This is a genomic window from Pseudoalteromonas sp. NSLLW218 (genome assembly GCF_015864775.1).
In the GTDB taxonomy this organism is placed as follows: Bacteria; Pseudomonadota; Gammaproteobacteria; order Enterobacterales; family Alteromonadaceae; genus Pseudoalteromonas.
In genome coordinates this window covers 475,332-494,414 of the sequence record NZ_JADYWO010000001.1, presented here as the reverse complement: position 1 = coordinate 494,414, position 19,083 = coordinate 475,332, and the positions used below count along the sequence as shown (strand labels likewise).

Annotated in this window: 15 protein-coding genes and 1 tRNA gene; 5 read left to right on the top strand and 11 right to left on the bottom strand. The window is 39.8% G+C overall.

What is annotated here, in order from left to right:
• The first annotated feature begins 105 nt into the window (after positions 1-105).
• Complete coding sequence (locus I6E80_RS02250; protein ID WP_197184673.1) at positions 106-726, top strand: AhpA/YtjB family protein; 621 nt, start codon at positions 106-108, stop codon at positions 724-726.
• On the opposite strand, the gene I6E80_RS02245 is transcribed toward I6E80_RS02250, so the two are convergent.
• From I6E80_RS02245 to I6E80_RS02225, 5 genes are all read right to left on the bottom strand, one after another.
• The gene (locus I6E80_RS02245; RefSeq protein WP_197184672.1) at positions 693-1,460 is read right to left on the bottom strand and encodes a TatD family hydrolase; all 768 of its coding nucleotides are present in this window, start codon (positions 1,458-1,460) and stop codon (positions 693-695) included. The two genes, I6E80_RS02250 and I6E80_RS02245, sit on opposite strands and share 34 nt — an antisense overlap.
• A gap of 21 nt (positions 1,461-1,481) precedes the next feature.
• A complete protein-coding gene (gene pdxH / locus I6E80_RS02240; protein WP_197184671.1) occupies positions 1,482-2,120 on the bottom strand; it encodes a pyridoxamine 5'-phosphate oxidase in 639 nt (212 codons plus the stop codon).
• Between the two features lie 391 nt (positions 2,121-2,511).
• The gene (gene argS, locus I6E80_RS02235; protein ID WP_024598625.1) at positions 2,512-4,254 is read right to left on the bottom strand and encodes an arginine--tRNA ligase; all 1,743 of its coding nucleotides are present in this window, start codon (positions 4,252-4,254) and stop codon (positions 2,512-2,514) included.
• Positions 4,255-4,316: 62 nt separating this feature from the next.
• Positions 4,317-5,906 (bottom strand): peptide chain release factor 3, encoded by a 1,590-nt coding sequence (gene prfC, locus I6E80_RS02230; protein ID WP_024598626.1) that lies wholly within the window; start codon positions 5,904-5,906, stop codon positions 4,317-4,319.
• A gap of 415 nt (positions 5,907-6,321) precedes the next feature.
• A complete protein-coding gene (locus I6E80_RS02225; protein WP_197184670.1) occupies positions 6,322-6,696 on the bottom strand; it encodes an isochorismatase in 375 nt (124 codons plus the stop codon).
• A gap of 102 nt (positions 6,697-6,798) precedes the next feature.
• On the opposite strand from I6E80_RS02225, the gene I6E80_RS02220 reads away from it, so the two are divergent.
• The gene (locus tag I6E80_RS02220) at positions 6,799-7,686 is read left to right on the top strand and encodes a LysR family transcriptional regulator (protein WP_024598628.1); all 888 of its coding nucleotides are present in this window, start codon (positions 6,799-6,801) and stop codon (positions 7,684-7,686) included.
• 280 nt (positions 7,687-7,966) lie between these two features.
• Positions 7,967-10,633: a sensor histidine kinase gene (locus I6E80_RS02215; RefSeq protein WP_197184669.1), complete on the top strand. Its 2,667-nt coding sequence runs from the start codon at positions 7,967-7,969 to the stop codon at positions 10,631-10,633.
• Between the two features lie 65 nt (positions 10,634-10,698).
• Here the strand turns inward: I6E80_RS02215 and rimI are convergent, their stop codons facing one another.
• From rimI to I6E80_RS02200, 3 genes are all read right to left on the bottom strand, one after another.
• Positions 10,699-11,166 carry a ribosomal protein S18-alanine N-acetyltransferase gene (gene rimI / locus I6E80_RS02210; RefSeq protein WP_197184719.1) on the bottom strand — a complete coding sequence of 156 codons (468 nt, stop codon included), beginning with the start codon at positions 11,164-11,166 and terminating at the stop codon, positions 10,699-10,701.
• Positions 11,153-11,458: a hypothetical protein gene (locus I6E80_RS02205; RefSeq protein WP_197184668.1), complete on the bottom strand. Its 306-nt coding sequence runs from the start codon at positions 11,456-11,458 to the stop codon at positions 11,153-11,155. The genes rimI and I6E80_RS02205 overlap by 14 nt, the downstream gene beginning before the upstream one ends.
• Positions 11,459-11,522: 64 nt before the next feature.
• Positions 11,523-11,599: transfer RNA gene (locus tag I6E80_RS02200), tRNA-Trp, on the bottom strand.
• A gap of 475 nt (positions 11,600-12,074) precedes the next feature.
• Here I6E80_RS02200 and I6E80_RS02195 point away from each other — a divergent pair.
• On the top strand, positions 12,075-13,658 hold the full coding sequence (locus tag I6E80_RS02195) for a BCCT family transporter (protein ID WP_076923610.1): 1,584 nt from the start codon (positions 12,075-12,077) through the stop codon (positions 13,656-13,658).
• A gap of 103 nt (positions 13,659-13,761) precedes the next feature.
• Here I6E80_RS02195 and guaA read toward each other — a convergent pair whose 3' ends face one another.
• Together guaA and guaB are read right to left on the bottom strand one after the other, a co-directional pair.
• Positions 13,762-15,339 (bottom strand): glutamine-hydrolyzing GMP synthase, encoded by a 1,578-nt coding sequence (gene guaA / locus I6E80_RS02190; RefSeq protein ID WP_024598632.1) that lies wholly within the window; start codon positions 15,337-15,339, stop codon positions 13,762-13,764.
• 102 nt (positions 15,340-15,441) lie between these two features.
• Positions 15,442-16,911, bottom strand: a complete 1,470-nt coding sequence (guaB, locus tag I6E80_RS02185; protein WP_002958783.1) for an IMP dehydrogenase — start codon at positions 16,909-16,911, stop codon at positions 15,442-15,444.
• A gap of 135 nt (positions 16,912-17,046) precedes the next feature.
• Here guaB and xseA point away from each other — a divergent pair, with 135 nt between their 5' ends.
• Positions 17,047-18,378, top strand: coding sequence for an exodeoxyribonuclease VII large subunit (gene xseA / locus I6E80_RS02180; RefSeq protein WP_197184667.1), 1,332 nt, complete (start codon positions 17,047-17,049; stop codon positions 18,376-18,378).
• Here xseA and I6E80_RS02175 read toward each other — a convergent pair.
• The gene (locus I6E80_RS02175) at positions 18,375-19,055 is read right to left on the bottom strand and encodes a hypothetical protein (RefSeq protein WP_076923612.1); all 681 of its coding nucleotides are present in this window, start codon (positions 19,053-19,055) and stop codon (positions 18,375-18,377) included. The genes xseA and I6E80_RS02175 overlap by 4 nt on opposite strands.
• Positions 19,056-19,083: the final 28 nt, after the last annotated feature.

Genomic DNA, 19,083 nt, shown 5'->3' with positions numbered 1-19,083 from the left:
ACTGGTATTCTCAACACTAAATTCGCCATCAGGTGGGGTTTAAGGTTATAGTTAGTGTAGTTGTAACATCAAATCAAAATGCTGTCAGCAGCATAAACGGTGACTATGAAAAATAACCATATTAAAAACCCTATTACCGCTTCACAAAGAAAGCGACTTGTTCGCTTAATACTTGCGGCTGGCTGTTTTGTATTACTAAGCTGGGTAGGCGTTAATAGTAGTTTTCAAAGTCATCAATTGTTATACGATAGCGCCGATAGCACTGCAAAAAGCCTCACTCAATTTATGGCTTTAAATGTTAAAACGCCGCTCATAGAGAAAAATAAACCACAACTCAACGCCATTTGTAACGATATAAGTAAAGATGAGTTTGTGCTTTCTGCGACTATTTATGATCAACAGGGCATTTTAATTGCCAGTAGTGACAATTGGCAATCACACCATATTTATGGACAGCTTCCCGAATCAACACCGGGTATTAGTAAACTAAAAACACCTTTTATGGAACCAGTAATAAGCGATGATGACCGCCCTATAGGCTTTGTGTCTGTTACTTATTTAACTCGCGCTGCAATATCCGACAGCCATAATCATTTTCATGACTTAGGTCGGCAGGTACTATTAATGCTAGTGATTGCGTGTATTTTTACGTGGCAGCTAGGACGTGGATTAAAACGTTGGCAAGTAAATCGCTATATGCAAAAAACATCTGAACAAGAATCGTAAAGCTGCTTTGCAAGCGTCCCTCTTTCACTATATGGCTTTAAATCACATAACGCGTTAAATACATCAGGTATATGCAGCGGTGTGTTTATTTCACCTTGGTAGCCACTTAACGGCATTGAAGGTGAGTCGGTTTCAAGCACTAAGTTATCTGGCTCAATAGCAGCAATAACAGCGCGTGTTTTTACTGCGCGATCATAGGTAATAACACCGCCTACACCAAGTTTAAAGCCGTGTTTTATATAATACTGCGCTTGTTGGATTGATCCCGAAAATGCATGAATCACCCCGCCATTTTTTGGCTTACACCGTTTAAATGATTGCGCAATTAAATCGTGACTTTGTCTGTGATGTACAATAAGCGGTAAGCTTAGCTCGTTAGAAAGCCTTATTTGCTGTTCAAATAAATAAGTTTGTTTAGAGAGGTTTTCAATACTTCGATCAAGCCCGCACTCCCCAATAGCTACCAGTTGGCGCTTATTTTCAGTCGCAAAATCAAATAACGCTTCTATGTGCGATTCTTTATGTTGTTCTAAAAAATAAGGATGTAGCCCAGCGGCTATTTTTATACTTGGGTAAGTTGCTTTGAGTTTTATGAGGGTATGCGATTGAGCAAGCGTAATACCTGGCACAACAAACTGATTAACTCCCTTTGCTACACACTCGTTTATGAGCGACTCACGATTCGAATCAAACTCGCTAAAGTCGAGATGGCAATGAGAGTCAATAAATTGCACGGTTACTTACTCATCTATTTATTAAGGGTTTAAGCGCGTAACTTGCCAGCTGTTATCTGCTTGGCGCTGATACATAAAACGGTCGTGCAAACGATGCGCTCCGCCTTGCCAAAACTCAATTTTAGTGGGTACTACACAATATCCGCCCCAAAAATCAGGAAGTGGTATTTCACCTTTAGCAAACTTGTTTTTCATATTGGCAAAGGTTTCCATGAGTACTTTACGTGATGACACCGGACGACTTTGCGCTGATGCCCACGCGGCTAATTGGCTTTCTTTAGGACGGGATAAAAAGTACTTTGCCACAGCAGAAGTCGGTAAGGGTTTAGTCTCGCCATACACAATAACTTGGCGCTCCATGTGATGCCACGGAAAGTGCAAGGAAATTTTATTATTACCTTTAAGCTCTTGCGCTTTACGCGAGCCGGTATTAGTAAAAAACACAAACCCGTTATCATCTAAATGTTTTAAAAGCACAATACGCTGTGAAGGCTGACCGGTTTCATCAACGGTTGCTACAACCATTGCTGTTGGATCGGGTAGTTTGCTTGCTACCGCATGCTCAAGCCACGTTTCAAACTGCTTAAACGGATCATCTTGCAAATTATCTTCGCTTAACGCGTCTTGCAGGTATTCACGGCGGATATCTTCGAGTTTCATAACAAGTCCTTCTCTGTTTATTAAGCGTATGTGGGTAGGTAAGATCAGGCAATTAATCGTTATAAGAGCAAAAATAAAAGTGTTTTGTTTAATGTTGGGTTTCGTTTCACTCAACCCAACCTACAGTGCCAGAATATATATCTGCAAGTGTAGGAGTGCTAGCAAGGCGGTAAAACTATTTATGCCAAGGAGCATAAGGTTTGTATGTGACTTAGGCTAAATAGTTTTACCAACGCAGCTAAAGCGAACTACACGCAGCAGAAGGTTCACCAAAGTAGTTTAGCCTAAGACAAGACGTCCAACCCGACTTATCCCTATGAGCATACGGTTTGTATGCGATTAGGGTAAGTTGGGGTGGATAACGCAGTATTAGGTTAAAATACGACGGTGATTACATTTGCTCCATAACTTCAATGCCAAGTAAGTCTAATCCCGTCTCTAATGTTTTAGAAACCAAATTACACAGCACTAAACGGCTATCGCGCACGCTTGGCTCTACGCCTTCTTTAAGTACTGGGCAGGCTTCGTAAAATGTCATGTATAAGCTTGCTAACTCATATAAGTAACCACATAGTACGTGCGGTGTTGCCTCAGAAATCATTAAATCAAGTACTTCTTCAAGCTGTAGTAGCTTAAGTGCTAGTGCTTTTTCTTGAGGCTCAACAATTGCTACGTCTGAATTTAATGTAGCTGCATCAACGCCTGACTTACGGAAAATACTGCGGATACGTGTATAAGCATATTGTAAGTAAGGGGCTGTTGCGCCTTCAAAGCTTAGCATGCTGTCCCAGTTGAATATGTAATCGCTGGTACGGTGCTTAGAAAGGTCGGCGTATTTAACTGCGCCAATACCTACTTTACGGGCAATTTCGCTGCGATCGCTATCACTTAAATCCGATTCACGTTCAGCTAGTTTTGCAGCTGCACGGTTGATTGACTCTTCTAATAAGTCAGCAAGTTTTACTGTGCCGCCAGTACGTGTTTTAAATGGTTTGTTATCGGCGCCCATCATCGTGCCAAACGGGCAAAACTCGTAACTTGTTTCGTCTCGTAATAAACCTGCTTTACGCGCTGTTAGCTCTACTTGATTAAAGTGTAGGTTTTGACGTGCATCTACAAAAATTAAGATGCGATCGGCACCTAATTTATTTGAACGATAATCACATGCCGCTAAATCTGTTGTTGCATATAAAAAACCACCGCCAGATTTTTGTACGATAAACGCAGATGGTTCGCCATCTTTGTTAGCTAGCTCATCTAAAAACACAACTTGCGCGCCTTGCGACTCTACCGCAATATTTTTATCTTTAAGTAGGCTAATAATATCGTTAAGCTCTGCGTTGTACGCGCTTTCAGCCATAATATCGGCTTGCGTAAGCGTTACATTTAAACGTTTGTATACTTCTTCAGAGTGCTTAACTGAGGTTGCTATAAATAGTTTCCAAAGCTTTTCACAGTGCGCGTCGCCACCTTGTAATTTAACAACGTAATTACGGGCTTTATCTGCAAAGCCTTCTTCGTCGTCAAAACGTTTTTTAGCATCGCGGTAAAAGGTTTCTAAATCGGCAAGTGCAACAGTATCTAAATCTACACCTTGGCTAATTTGATCTTCTAAATGCGCGATTAACATACCAAATTGCGTGCCCCAATCACCCATGTGATTTTGACGTACAACCGTATCGCCTCTAAATTCAAGCGCACGTACAATTGAGTCACCAATAATGGTTGAACGTAAATGGCCTACGTGCATTTCTTTAGCAAGGTTTGGTGATGAGTAATCCACTACCACTTTTTGTGGGTTAGCGTGCTCGTTTACTGCAAGCTTTGCATCGCTATTAGCTGCTTTAACACTTTGCGCTAAAAACTCTGGCTTTAAATGAATGTTAATAAAACCTGGACCCGCAATTTCAGTTTTCTCTGCGATATCGCTTACATCAAGGTTATCTATAATTTTTTGTGCAAGCTCTCGTGGGTTGCTTTTCATTTTTTTAGCCGCGCCCATTGCTGCATTAATTTGGTAATCACCAAATTGTGGACGTGTGCTTTGCGTTACTGCTGGGTTTGTGTCTTCAGGTAAGCCTGCGCCAGCCATAGCGGCAATAGCTTTTTCGATTAAAATAGTACGAATGTTCATTATATTATTTACCTTTGTAAGCCCGCCTAAGCAGGCTTTCAGTTAACTTTAGTCGGTCAATTCTAGTTTTCGCGCGTGTGGTTAAACGTTACTTCTGGATAACGCTCTACCGATAAATTAAGGTTTACACGGCTCGGCGCTATGTAAGTTAAGTTATCGCCCCCATCGAGTGCTAAATTGCTTTCGCATTTGCGTTTAAAGTCTTCAAACTTTTTAACGTCACTGCACTCAACCCAGCGTGCTGTATTTACGTTTACACCTTCGTAAATAGCATCTACGTTATATTCAGCTTTTAAACGCGCTACAACCACATCAAACTGAAGTACACCTACCGCGCCCACAATTAAATCGTTGTTTATAAGCGGTCTAAATACCTGTACAGCACCTTCTTCAGAAAGCTGTACTAAGCCTTTTAATAATTGCTTTTGCTTAAGCGGATCGCGAAGACGAATACGACGAAATAGCTCAGGCGCGAAGTTAGGAATACCACTAAATTTAAGTTTTTCGCCTTGCGTAAACGTATCACCAATTTGAATTGTACCGTGGTTATGCAAGCCAATAATATCGCCAGCGTAAGCATCTTCTGCTCGCTCACGATCGCCCGCCATAAAGGTTACCGCATCAGAAATACTCACCTGCTTACCAATACGCACGTGGTTCATTTTCATGCCCTGGCTGTATTTACCCGATACAATACGCATAAATGCAATACGGTCACGGTGTTTAGGGTCCATGTTGGCCTGAATTTTAAATACAAAACCGGTAAAATTCTCTTCTGTTGCAACAATAAGTCTGTCTTCGGTTTCGCGTGGTAATGGCGTTGGCGCCCATTTAGTTAAACCATCTAAAACATGGTCAACACCAAAGTTACCAAGTGCAGTACCGTAATAAACTGGCGAAAGTTCACCGGCTAAAAACAGATCTAAATCAAATTCGTTTGATGCACCAATAACAAGCTCAAGCTCATCGCGTAATTGCGCAGCTAAATCTTCGCCAATCGCAATATCTAACTCTGGGTTATCAAGTCCTTTAATAGTGCGAACTTCTTGAATTTTATGACCTTGACCTGTTTTGTATAAAACAGCTTCGTCATTATGAATATGATAAACACCTTTAAACTCTTTACCACAACCAATTGGCCACGTAATTGGAGCACAGGCTATATTTAGCTCTGTTTCAACTTCGTCCAATACTTCCATTGGGTCACGAATATCACGGTCACACTTGTTCATAAACGTAACAATTGGTGTTGTACGCAGGCGCGTAACTTCCATGAGCTTACGGGTACGGTCTTCTACACCTTTTGCCGCATCAATAACCATTAAGCACGAATCTACCGCTGTTAGCGTTCGGTAAGTATCTTCCGAGAAATCTTCGTGTCCTGGCGTATCAAGTAAGTTAACAAGCGCATTGTTATACGGGAACTGCATTACAGAGGTAGTAACCGATATACCACGCTCTTTTTCCATTTCCATCCAGTCAGATTTAGCATGCTGATTAGAACCACGCCCTTTTACAGTACCGGCTCTTTGAATAGCTTGTCCGAACAACAATACTTTTTCGGTGATAGTTGTTTTACCAGCATCCGGGTGAGAGATGATAGCAAAAGTCCTTCGCTTGCTGATTTCATTGATAATAGTTTGGTCTGCCATTAATAAATTCTTTTAGTTTGATGCGGGGTTGAATGCATTTAAATAAGCGCTTGCGAGTAAACCCGTAATGTTGATCGTAATTAACTACTATTTCCGCTGATTTAAACGTTATAAACAGCTGATAATAAAACGCCAATAGCTAATTTTTTAATAATGACAATTGTAACAGGAGTCGGTATAAAAGTGTGCTATCTAACTTAAAAATTTCTTGGCTTTATAATGAAGAGATATGACTAGAAATATTTGAAATATGGTCAGCAATTAAATTACAGACCATTTTATAATTGTTTAAGCGATGATTCGTTGCTTTTTAAGCTTATTTTCACCGAGGAATTTATATAAGTATTTTATTTCACAACCTTAGATAAATTAGACTCACTAGTTAGCACGTACTCAACTCTAAATTAATAATTACTTAGCGCTCACCTAATACTTCAAAATCGTCACTTTTTAACTTTGCTTTTCCATCTGCTGCAACAACCCAATGTTCGCGATGAACAACACCATGCGCTTGGTTCATTGTCCATTTAGCTGATAAAATATAACCATCATCACCAAGCATTTCCCATGTTACATCAGTGTATTGCACATTTTTAAAGCCTTGATCCATGCTCCCTTGCCAAAAGCTTTCTATTGCAACCTCTCCTTTAAACATACCAAATGGGCGAGCATGCATTTCACAATCAGAAAAATACTGTTGCGCGCAGCCTTTTGCATCTTGGTTATTAAATGCATCCTGCCAATCCGCTATCCCTTGTTTGCATTTTTGAAGTACTAATTCGCTATTCATAGATCACCTGTAGTTAATAAATTACGCTTATATTAGCCATATCTTTTAACACTAAAAACAAAGATAATAAAAAATACAGTTTAGAAAAACAGAACAATAAATATGAGTAAATTTAAACAAATGTCGGTGTTTGCAAATATTATTGAGGCAGGTTCTATATCTGCCGCAGCTGATAAGCTTAATGTTTCTAAATCGGTAGTAAGCCAGCATTTAAAAGCGCTAGAGCTAGAGCTTGGGGTAACCCTTTTAAAACGCACAACGCGTAGACAAGCATTAACGGCAACCGGCGAGCTGTTTTACATACAATGTAAAGAGTTAAATAATATCGCGACTACGGCATGGGATACCGTAAAAACTCAACAAGCAGAGCCTACTGGCAATATAAAGATAACCGCCCCAAATGCATTAATGGAAACGCTTATTACCCCTGTTATTGCTAACTTAATGAATCAATACCCCAAATTAACGCCAGAGCTTGTAAGTGCCGATCAGCATATAGATTTTTTAGATCATAATATTGATCTCGCTATTCGAGTGGGTCCCTCAAAAGACAGCGCCCTAAAACAAAAGCGCATAGGTAGCTTTACTGACAGGCTGTGTATAAAAACAGGAGTAATTAAAAGCCCTAAACAGCTAGAGTCTAAAATATTAAATGCAACGCCTTACATCGCTAATACTTGGCAAGGGTTAAATATAGATCACACCTTTAAAAATAAACATGGAGAACTACTTCACTTCAGTACCCAAGCTCGTTGCCTTGCAAACTCTTTCCATAGTTGTTTATCGCTTATAAAAGCAGGAGCTGGAATGGGGCTGGTACCGGATTTTTACTTAAACTTAGTAAAGCCATCACTTGAGGTAATTAACCCCGATTACTCACTTAGTAGTAAAAGTATTTATGCATTAACGCCCTACACGCACAACATGCCAATCTCTGTAAAAATATGCATTGATGAAATAACAAAACACTTAAACAAACTTACAACTTAAGTTTAATAAGCGTTACTCCACTTTTTTAAATATATTAAGCATAAAAAGTCACTTTTACATGCATAAATATTGTAAAATCTATTCAAACACTAAAATACCATTTCAATAATACGTAACTTATTAAATTAAAATAACTTAATTATACAAATAAGTAGCTAATCTCAACTAAATACCGCGCAATTAATGGTTACATTTCAGCCATCAAGACCGCTATAAGCTTGTTTAATAAAGCCGTAACGCATATTATTGGTAGATTGCATGGAGGATAAGTCGCTTGGTCATGAAAACCAGTAAGTTAAGTATTCGATTATTATGGTATATAACACCCCTTGTTATTCTACCGCTGCTATTTTTAGGTGGCTTTACGCTCACCAATGTAACTAATTCAACACAAAAACAAGCTGATTTAATAATGAGCCGTTTTGTTGAGCAACAACAGCAAAAAATATTTAACTATATCGACTCTTTTCACTCTACAGCAAAACTACTTTCAACTTCGCCAGTACTTAGCGACTTTTTAGCAAACGACATTCGTGCCAACGGTAACCACACCCGAAAACTTGGCGCGCTTATGGATGTATTTGCCAGCTACAGTGAAGCTTATCCAGATATTATTAGTATTAATTTAGTCTCTGCCAGTGGGAAAAGTGATGCTTACTACTCTAACAACCTAACTACTGCACCTAAAAGCTATCCATTTTTTAATCAAGTCTTGCAAAGTAATTTAAGTAAACAGCAATTTATGATTCAAAAGGATGACGGCACCACTAGTTTGTATTTTATTCAACGAATTTATAGTGTTGATTACTATTTAAAACGCCCACAGCAACTTGGTTTTATTGTAATACATATAGAGCCTTCGATACTTAACTCCAGTATTTTAGAAGCCCCATATAACAACACGCTTAATTTGATGTTAACCAAAGACGGTAAGATATTATTTAGCTCTGACTACAACATGCGCGGCCAATATATAAGCGAATACGAACTCAACCAAATCCACGACCTGGCCGATATAGGCATGCTTTCGACCATTGAGCTCTCAAGTATAGATAAAATTGAGCGTATGATTTTTGCAGTACAAATGCCTGGCGGATATTATTACGTATCTACCATTCCAAAAGGTGTGCTTTACCAATCAGGCAAAGCTATAAGTTTAATAACGGGCTTAATTGTTATTATTTCAGTGATCACTCTACCAATATTAATTTTTGTAGTGGTGCGTAATTTATTACTTAATCCAATTGAGTTACTAGGTGCAGCGAGTCATCGTGTGGGTGATGGTGATTTGTCGGTGCACTTACCTGCGCACACTAATGATGAAGTGGGTGTTTTATTTAACGACTTTAACCACATGGTTAATCAAATAAGGCATTACCAGCAGCAGCTTGAAGAATATAAGCATCATCTTGAGGATAAAGTAGAAAGTCGCACCCAAGCACTTGAAGCTATGAACAGTCAACTTGAGTTGGCTATTGGCCAAGCTGAGCAAGCCAATCAACTTAAGAGCCGATTTTTAGCTAACATGAGCCATGAAATACGCACGCCACTTACTGCTATTATGGGCTTTACAGAACAGTTGCTACACAATGGCAAGGTTGAGAACGATAAGCAACATCTCAGTACTATTTTACGTAACTCAAAACACTTATTAGAGCTAATAAATAATATTTTAGATTTATCTAAAATTGAAGCCGAAAAGCTAGCTGTTGATTTGTCAGCATTAAACGTAGTGCAGCTTGTACACGACATTGAATCAATTATTCAACCACTGGCACAAGAAAAACAATTAACCCTTAATATTGACTATCAACTACCGCTACCTCGCACTATTTATAGTGATGTGACTCGCTTAAAACAAATACTTATAAACATTGCCAATAACGCCGTTAAATTTACCGAAAATGGCAGCGTGTCTATTTGTGTGCATTATTTACAAGCAAGTCAAAAGCTTGAGTTTGTAATTAAAGATACCGGTATTGGTATGTCTGAGCATCAAATAGAGCGTGTATTTAAACCGTTTGAACAAGCTGATGCAACAACTACACGTCGTTTTGGTGGTACAGGTCTTGGGTTGTGTATTTCTAAAAATTTAGCACTGCTACTTGGTGGGGATGTAAATCTTGAAAGTGAAGTGGGTGTTGGTAGTCGCGTTACAATTAGGGTGGCGTGTCAGTTATCTGATGATCAACCCATGCTTGAATTTTTAACGCAAGACAGCCAGTTAATACCAGAGAAAGACCCTCTATTATCATTTGCCAGCAATAGCTTCGACGCCAATATATTAGTTGCTGAGGATAACCCAGATAACCAATTATTAATTAAATTACTACTGCAAACCTGGGGTCTTGAACCCGATATTGCCAATAATGGTGCACAAGCCGTAGAAATGGCACTCGTAAACGACTACCAACTTATTATTATGGATATGCAAATGCCTGTAATGGGCGGGTTAGAAGCGACTAAAATGCTTCGCCATGCCGCGTATGATGGCCCTATTATTGCCCTTACTGCCAATGTAATGAACCACGATATAGGGACTTACCTAGAGGCTGGTTGCGATAAAGCACTTGCTAAACCCATTGATAAAGATGCTCTGGAAAATGTACTCGTGAGCTACCTGCATCTTGAAAAAGATAATCAAAATAAATGGGATAGCCTATTAAAAAGCGAAAAATTCCAGCAAATTGCTGATAATTATTTAGCTAACTTACCTACATATTTAAAAGAAGTTAAAGCTCTGCAACATTGTGATGATTGGGAAGCATTAAGAGGTGTAGCGCACAGTATTAAAGGTAGTTCTGGATGCTTTAACTTTGATGAAATTTACCATAGTGCAGCGGCACTTGAAGAGAACTTAAAAAGTAACAATAAAGTGCCAAGAGACGAGCTGGTAAATGATCTAATAGCAGCCATTGAGCAAGCAATTAGCGACAAAGTAACCTAAAAGCAAACTTACAAAATACATTACTTTAGCGACTCTGTATTTTAAATGCTAATTACCGACTTTAATTATGAAAAGTTTAAACCTAGCGCCATACCCATTAAAATAGCGTCTTCAAAGCCATTTTTAGCAGGGTTATCACTTGGGTAGTAGTTTTTACGCACTGACATCTCAGCAAAGCCTGCGCGCTCGTACAGCGCAATAGCACGCGTATTTGATTCGCGTACTTCTAAAAAGAGGTTTTCAGCACTTTGCTGCTCACCATATTCAATAAACTGCGCTAACAACTGCCTTGCAATACCCTTACCCTGGTGACTTGGTGTTACACAAATATCCATAAGTGTAAAATCAGGCCCTGCTTTTTCACCAATATAAAAACCAATCATGCTCGCATCATCAAATGCGGCAACATTAAAATAGCGCCCGCCTATGCATGAACTCATTGTATTTAAAGTCCACGGATGGCTATGACACGCTGTTTCGACGGCCATTAATTGAGATATTGCAGTTTCATCTACTGGTTTAAAGTTTATCAAGGTGTTCACTCATTAAAGCCCATAAAGCACGCTTTTCAGAAGCGTTGAGCTGTGGGGTTGGCAATGTAAGCTCATTATCGTTTAATTGCATCTCACGGCCCTGTACAACGCTATTTATAATAATAGGCTCGGCACTGAGTTTAATGTCTGCAAGTAGTTGCTCATTTAGCGTTAAAGAACTAGCTATCGTGCTTTGCGATAAAGTATTAGCTTGATCATTTGCTTGAGAACAATAATGTTGATTGAGTTCAAGATTTTCTATATCAAAAATAGCTGCGTAACGTGGATGCATAACAACTCAGTAGATTAGACATTTGAACAATATAAGAAGTAATAAAAACGATGTAAAGAAGAAATGGCAGGGGCGGAGAGATTCGAACTCCCAACCATCGGTTTTGGAGACCGCTGTTCTACCAATTGGAACTACGCCCCTGCAATGACGACGAATTATAGAGAAGTTTCGCCAAAGGTAAAGAGAAAAATCACTCTTTTAGCTCAACTGCTTTTAAAATAAACAAAACGGTGGATTAGCATGCTAATTCGCTGTTTTATCTACTGTAGTAACACAATAAATACTTTTATTTAGCGCTCTGCCCAGCGAGGGTTATTAAGAATAGACATCATAGAAACATAAAGAACATCAGTTCCATGCAAAAAGTTGGTGACAAAAACACCTAAAGTAACTGTCATTACTGTTTTATTAACTAAATAAAACTTAGCAGATGAGTAAACATACAAACAAATCAATAACATTGATAGCATTTATGATACAGTTTTTCCTCCAGAAGATCCGCGCTTTATCTCTAAATTGCATATTTCATCATGTATCTTATTCACGCGGGTTATACACAATACCAATATGGAGGAGTTTTACTATTCGCTTTTGCGGATGGTTTACACCATGTTATATGAAGTTTAAATCAAAAAAATATAGTATCGATTCAACCGATTATCAAGTAGGTCAAGATAACGTCAGTAAATGGGGGATGGATATTCATAGTAATGTGTTTTCTATTTCAATTGGCTTATCTTTACTTTTCATAATAACTTTACTCGCCTTGCCACCTAGCGAAACAAAAGACGCTATTAACACGATAAAAAATGCTGCACTCGTAAATTTTGATTTCGTATTTATGTGGGGGGCAAATATACTCCTGCTTTTTGCTATCGGCATTGCAGTATCTCCGCTTGGAAAAATTCGCTTAGGCGGCGATAAAGCAACAACCGACTACTCTACCCTTTCTTGGGTTTCAATGTTATTCGCTGCTGGCATGGGCATAGGGCTTATTTTTTGGGGTGTTGCCGAACCAACCGCATTTTATACAGACTGGGCAGGTACTCCTCTCAATGCTGAACCATTTACCGAGCAAGGTCGAGAAATTGCCTTAGGTGCAACGGTATTCCATTGGGGTCTTCATGCGTGGGCGATTTATGGGATGACCGCATTATGCCTAGCTTATTTTGTTTATAATAAAGGCTTACCACTTTCAATGCGCTCTATATTTTATCCACTTTTTGGGGATCTAGTATGGGGGAAACTAGGCGATGTTATAGATGTAATGGCTGTTTTAGTAACTCTATTTGGTTTGGCTACATCACTTGGTCTCGGTGGTTCGCAAGCAGCAAGTGGGATAAGCCATGTTTTAGGGTTTGAAAATTCGCTACTATTGCAACAAGGCATCATTTTACTGATTATGGGCTTAGCCATTTTGTCGATTATACGTGGTATGGATGGCGGCGTTAAACTGCTTAGCAACATTAATATGGGCATTGCTTTTGTGTTTCTTGCTCTAATTGCTATTTTAAATTTTACTACCGTACTTGATTCTGGCTACACCGCAGTCGTCGGCTATGTAAAAAATATTATACCTTTGAGCTCAAGCACAGGCCGAGAAGACACTGAGTGGCTACATAGCTGGACTGTATTTTACTGGGCTTGGTGGGTGGCTTACGCACCTTGCTTTGGCATGTTTGTGGCACGTATCTCTAAAGGCCGCACCATACGAGAGTTTTTAGTATACGTATTACTTATCCCAACGCTTGTTACTACAGCCTGGATGTCGGTTTTTGGTGGGATAGCTATCGATCAGGTTATAAATGAAATTGGAGTGCTAGGCGCCGATAAAGGTATTACTGATGTATCACTTAGCTTATTTTATATGTTGGATGCATACTCTTTTAGTACAGTGCTTTCGCTTTTAGCTATCGCGTTGATTATCATCTTTTTTGTAACGACTCTAGATTCGGGCTCTATTGTGATAGATAGCCTTACATCAGGCGGTAAACTTGAAGTACCAATAAAACAAAAGCTAGTATGGGCTAATATTGCAGGTATTATTGCAATGCTAATGCTCTGGATTGGGGGTACTGAGTCTATTCAAGCACTACAATATATAACGATCATTGCGGCGCTCCCTTTTACGCTTATTTTATTACTTGGCAGTATTAGCCTTGTAAAAGGACTAATGACAGAGCTAGAAACACACAAGTAAAAACCTATCAGCACGAAGCTGTAGTCGTAAAAAAGCCCGTTTTATAAACGGGCTTTTTAATGAGCGACTATAAACTGACTAAAATAAGCTTATACGCTTAGCGTTATTCCCACTCAATAGTTGCCGGTGGCTTACCAGAAATATCGTAAACTACACGTGAAATACCATCTATTTCGTTAATGATACGGTTTGATACCACACCTAAAAACTCATATGGTAAATGTGACCAGCGCGCAGTCATGAAGTCGATTGTTTCAACACAACGAAGTGATACAACCCAATCGTACTTACGTGCATCGCCCATAACCCCTACCGATTTAACAGGTAAGAATACAGTAAATGCTTGGCTTACTTTATGGTAAAGCTCAGCTTTGTGAAGCTCTTCGATGAAAATCGCATCAGCGCGGCGTAATAAATCACAGTATTCTTTTTTGATTTCGCCAAGTACACGCACACCTAAACCTGGTCCAGGGAAAGGGTGACGGTAAAGCATGTCGTACGGTAAACCTAGCTCTAGGCCAATTTTACGTACTTCATCTTTGAATAATTCACGTAATGGCTCAACAAGTCCCATTTTCATGTCATCTGGTAATCCGCCCACATTGTGGTGAGATTTAATAACATGTGCTTTGCCTGTGGCAGATGCCGCAGATTCAATAACGTCTGGGTAAATTGTACCTTGCGCTAACCATTTTGCATTTTTAAGCTTTTTGGCTTGCTCATCAAATACATTAATAAACGTGTGACCAATGGCTTTACGCTTATCTTCTGGGTCTGACTTACCAGCAAGATCATTTAAAAACTGCTCTTCGGCTTCAACTTTAACAATGTTTAAACCAAATTTATTACCAAACATGTCCATTACTTGTTGGCCTTCGTTTAAACGAAGTAAACCATTATCAACAAATACACATGTTAGCTTTTCGCCAATTGCACGGTGAATTAGCATAGCCACAACCGATGAATCAACACCACCAGAAAGGCCTAAAATAACTTCGTCATCACCTACAGTTTCTTTAATACGCTCGATAGCATCATCGATAATTTTTGCAGCAGTCCACAACTTTTCACAGCCACAAATATCAATAGCAAAACGCTCTAATAAGCGCTGACCTTGATGCGTGTGCGTCACTTCTGGATGAAACTGTACGCCGTAAAAACGTTTTTCTTCATTAGACATTGCAGCATGTGGACAAGTAGATGTTTTAGCTGTTGTAGTAAAGTCAGCTGGAATATCCATTACTTTATCGCCATGGCTCATCCAAACGTCAAGTATGCCGTTGCCGCCATCTGTAATATGGTCTTCAATTGCATCAAATAATGCACAATTGCCCACTTTTTCTACTTGTGCGTAACCAAACTCTTTTTTATCTGAGCTGTGTACGTTTCCGCCTAGTTGAGCCGCCATTGTTTGCATACCGTAGCAAATACCTAGTACAGGCACGCCTGCATTAAATACATACTCAGGAGCGCGCGGGCTGTTTTCAAGCGTTGTTGATTCTGGGCCACCAGAAAGAATAATACCTTGCGGGTTGAACTCGCGAATTTGCTCTTCAGTCACATCCCATGCCCATAGCTCACAGTAAACACCAATTTCGCGGATACGGCGCGCGATCAATTGCGTGTATTGTGAACCAAAGTCTAAAATGAGAATTCGTGAATCGTGAATATCTTTGCTCATGGAGTATCTCGTAAAGTCTGATGCTAAATGTCATTTGTTAATGTAAACGACTAAAAAGAGGGCTTGCAAAGCAAGCCCAGTATATTAAATTAATTACGCTGCTTAACCTAAGCGGTAATTTGGTGCTTCTTTAGTGATTTGCACATCATGAACGTGCGACTCACCCATACCCGCTGAAGTAACACGTACAAATTGTGGTTTTGTATTAAGCTCTTCAATTGTTGCACAACCAGTTAAGCCCATAGCACTACGTAAGCCACCTACTTGCTGATGAATAATCGTTGCAATAGGACCTTTGTAAGCTACGCGACCTTCAATACCTTCAGGTACTAACTTGTCTGCTTCGTTTGATTTTTGGAAGTAACGATCTGATGAACCTTCTTTTTGATCCATCGCGCCCAATGAGCCCATACCACGGTAAGATTTATAATAACGGCCTTGGTATAATTCAACTTCACCTGGTGCTTCTTCAGTACCAGCAAGAAGTGAACCCACCATTACACACGATGCACCAGCAACAAGTGCTTTAACAATATCACCAGAAAAACGAATGCCACCATCAGCAATAACAGGAATGTCGCGACCCTTTAAGCCTTCAACAGCATCTGAAATAGCTGTAATTTGTGGAACGCCACAACCGGTAACTATACGTGTAGTACAGATAGAACCTGGGCCGATACCTACTTTAACTGCATCCGCTCCCGCATCAGCAAGTGCAATCGCACCTTCAGCTGTTGCGATGTTGCCTGCGATAATTTGTAGGTCTGGGTATTCTTTGCGAGTTTTAGTAACACGGTCAATAACACCTTGAGAGTGACCATGCGATGTATCGATAAGTAAAACATCAATACCCGCTTCTACTAATGCAGCAATGCGCTCATCAGTACCTGCGCCAACACTTACAGCAGCACCTACACGTAAACGACCTTGGTCGTCTTTACATGCGTCAGGTTTGTCTTGGGCTTTTTGGTAATCTTTTACTGTGATCATGCCTTTAAGTTTAAATTCATCATCAACAACTAAGATTTTTTCAATGCGGTGTTCGTGCATTAAGCCTAAAATTTCTTCGCGAGCTGCGCCTTCTTTAACGGTAACAAGCTTTTCTTTTTTAGTCATAACGGTAGAAACAGGCTGTTCAAGCTTAGTTTCAAAACGCATATCACGACTAGTAACAATGCCTACAAGCACATTGTTGCTATCGGTAACCGGAAAGCCTGAAAAACCTTTTTCGTGCGAAAGTTCAATTGCATCTGCAATTGTTAAATCGGCAGTAACCGTTACAGGGTATGAAACAATACCTGCTTCGTAGGTTTTAACTTTACGTACGTTTTTCGCTTGTTCTTCAATAGTCATGTTTTTATGAATAAAACCAAGACCACCTTCTTGCGCAAGGGCAATAGCTAAACGAGCTTCTGTAACAGTATCCATAGATGCTGAAATAAGCGGCAAGTTAAGTTTGATACCACGCGTTAAGCGAGTTGAAATATTTGCCGTGTGTGGCAAAACAGTAGAATGACCAGGTACTAAAAGTACGTCATCAAAGGTAAGAGCTTCTTTAGCGATTCTAAGCATTTTGGCAACTTCTCACATGTGGATCTAAGATAAGGAATTGCGGCCAAATTTTAACAGCGTTGTTGGCATGAGTAAATAATATTTCGCAAATATTTATGATAAAGTAGCCCTATAAATAGATTTAGGTTGTTTTTTATGTTTTCACCGTCCTCAAAAGCAGTTTACACCGTGTCACGCCTTAATAGAGAAATTCGCACGCTTCTTGAACAAGGGTTTGCATCGCTTATATTAACCGGCGAAATTTCGAACTTTATTACACCAGCATCTGGGCATTGGTATTTTTCGTTAAAAGACGATAAAGCACAAATTAAAGCCGCTATGTGGCGCGGCAACAATCGCAACCAAAGCTACCGCCCTGCCAATGGCGCACAAGTTACAGTAAAAGCGCGTGTATCGCTTTATGAACCTCGCGGTGATTACCAGCTTATTGTTGAGCATATGGAACCCGCAGGCGAAGGTCAGTTAAAGCAAGAATTTGATGCGCTTAAAATGCGCTTAGCCGCCGAGGGATTATTTAGCTCAGTTCACAAACAACCATTACCGCAAAATATTAATCGTATTGGTGTTATTACCTCAGCAACCGGCGCTGCTATAAAAGATATTTTAACGGTACTCAAACGCCGAGCGCCGCAGCTAGAGGTCATCATTTACCCTGCTATGGTACAAGGCAAAGAAGCGCACGTGCATTTAATTAACCAAATTGACTTAGCCAACACACGTGACGAAGTAGACGTACTTATTTTAGGACGCGGCGGTGGATCACTTGAAGATTTATGGTGTTTTAATCACGAACAGCTCGCCCGCGCTATTTTCAAAAGTGAATTACCGATAGTAAGTGCGGTAGGCCATGAAATAGATACAACTATTAGCGATTACGTTGCTGATGTTCGTGCAGCGACCCCATCAGCCGCTGCAGAGCTTGTAAGCCCAAATACACAAGAGTTACATAACAAGGTAACGCAATTAGTTAATCGTTTATCCAACGCGTTTAAGCACGATATTGCTGAAAAACGCGCACTTGCAACGCAGCTACAACATCGCCTTAACTTATGCCATCCGCGTAATCAGCTTAATCAAAAATCACAACGTTTGGATGAGCTAAGCATTGCGCTGCAACAAGCTATGCGTAATCGTTTATACCAGCAAGAACGCACACTCAATAACTTAACGCCGCGTTTAATGCGCCAATCGCCTGATAAAAAACTCGCTACAGCAAGCCATCAACTTTCGCAATTACAAGCTAGGCTAAACCAAGCTATACAGCATCAATTACAGCAAGCTAATAATAGCTTGGCATTGCAAGCAAGTAGGTTAGATTCGGTAAGTCCGCTTAATGTTTTAGCGCGCGGTTATAGCATCACTAAAACACAGCAAGGGAAAGTAGTTAAATCTGTGGATAAAATTAAAACAGGCGATGTTTTAATTACAGAGCTCGTTGATGGCTCTATAGAATCACAGGTTACTTAAAGCTCGGTACTTAGCAACAATTTAAGCTCGCTATCGCTAGATGTAGAGGTAGTGCTTTTAAATTGCTGCCAAAATTCCTGCTTCATCAACTTGTCGTTTAGCTCTCGCCATTGAGCACTGCCAAATGTATCGTTATCAGCGGGCGCGGCTAGTTCAAATTCACATACCGTTGTTTTACATTTTGCGCTAACAATATCAGGCATAATTGCCAAATCAGCTGTTAATAAAAAATCTTGTAATGCCATTTCAGTACGATAAGCCCATTCTTCGTCACGCGTTTGCTTTTCAAATTTATCACGTAAGACCTTCTCAAAATCTGAAGGGCCTCTCATTTGCTTTAAAACGCTTTTAAGCGTCGCTTTCTGTTCGGCGAGTTGCTGCTTAAGCTGAGTGACTTGCTCTTCTAAAGGTAGCTCATCAAGCATTTGGGGTTCTAAATCGGTTGGAGACGTGTCTTCAGCGGGCTCTGTATTAGCTACTTGCTCAGGTACTACAGAGTCTGCATTACTTAATACCTCATTACTTTGTTGTTCAGTATGAAGCTTTTGCTGTTTTTCATAACTTGGCTGCGACTTAACAGATTCTGGATGACTTGAAGCTGCATTAAAGTAGCTCCAAGTTAAACCTACACCCGCAATAAACCCAATCCCTAGAGCCAATAAACTATTTTTGTTCATGTTAATTCCTTTTAAGTTTTATTATTTT

Coding starts and splice junctions, on each gene's coding strand:
- I6E80_RS02195 (WP_076923610.1), top strand. CDS start 12,075: ATGAAGTTTAAATCAAAAAAATATAGTATCGATTCAACCGATTATCAA.
- argS (WP_024598625.1), bottom strand. CDS start 4,254: ATGAACATTCGTACTATTTTAATCGAAAAAGCTATTGCCGCTATGGCT.
- I6E80_RS02225 (WP_197184670.1), bottom strand. CDS start 6,696: ATGAATAGCGAATTAGTACTTCAAAAATGCAAACAAGGGATAGCGGAT.
- I6E80_RS02215 (WP_197184669.1), top strand. CDS start 7,967: ATGAAAACCAGTAAGTTAAGTATTCGATTATTATGGTATATAACACCC.
- guaB (WP_002958783.1), bottom strand. CDS start 16,911: ATGCTTAGAATCGCTAAAGAAGCTCTTACCTTTGATGACGTACTTTTA.
- xseA (WP_197184667.1), top strand. CDS start 17,047: ATGTTTTCACCGTCCTCAAAAGCAGTTTACACCGTGTCACGCCTTAAT.
- I6E80_RS02250 (WP_197184673.1), top strand. CDS start 106: ATGAAAAATAACCATATTAAAAACCCTATTACCGCTTCACAAAGAAAG.
- I6E80_RS02220 (WP_024598628.1), top strand. CDS start 6,799: ATGAGTAAATTTAAACAAATGTCGGTGTTTGCAAATATTATTGAGGCA.
- pdxH (WP_197184671.1), bottom strand. CDS start 2,120: ATGAAACTCGAAGATATCCGCCGTGAATACCTGCAAGACGCGTTAAGC.
- guaA (WP_024598632.1), bottom strand. CDS start 15,339: ATGAGCAAAGATATTCACGATTCACGAATTCTCATTTTAGACTTTGGT.
- I6E80_RS02205 (WP_197184668.1), bottom strand. CDS start 11,458: ATGCATCCACGTTACGCAGCTATTTTTGATATAGAAAATCTTGAACTC.
- prfC (WP_024598626.1), bottom strand. CDS start 5,906: ATGGCAGACCAAACTATTATCAATGAAATCAGCAAGCGAAGGACTTTT.
- I6E80_RS02175 (WP_076923612.1), bottom strand. CDS start 19,055: ATGAACAAAAATAGTTTATTGGCTCTAGGGATTGGGTTTATTGCGGGT.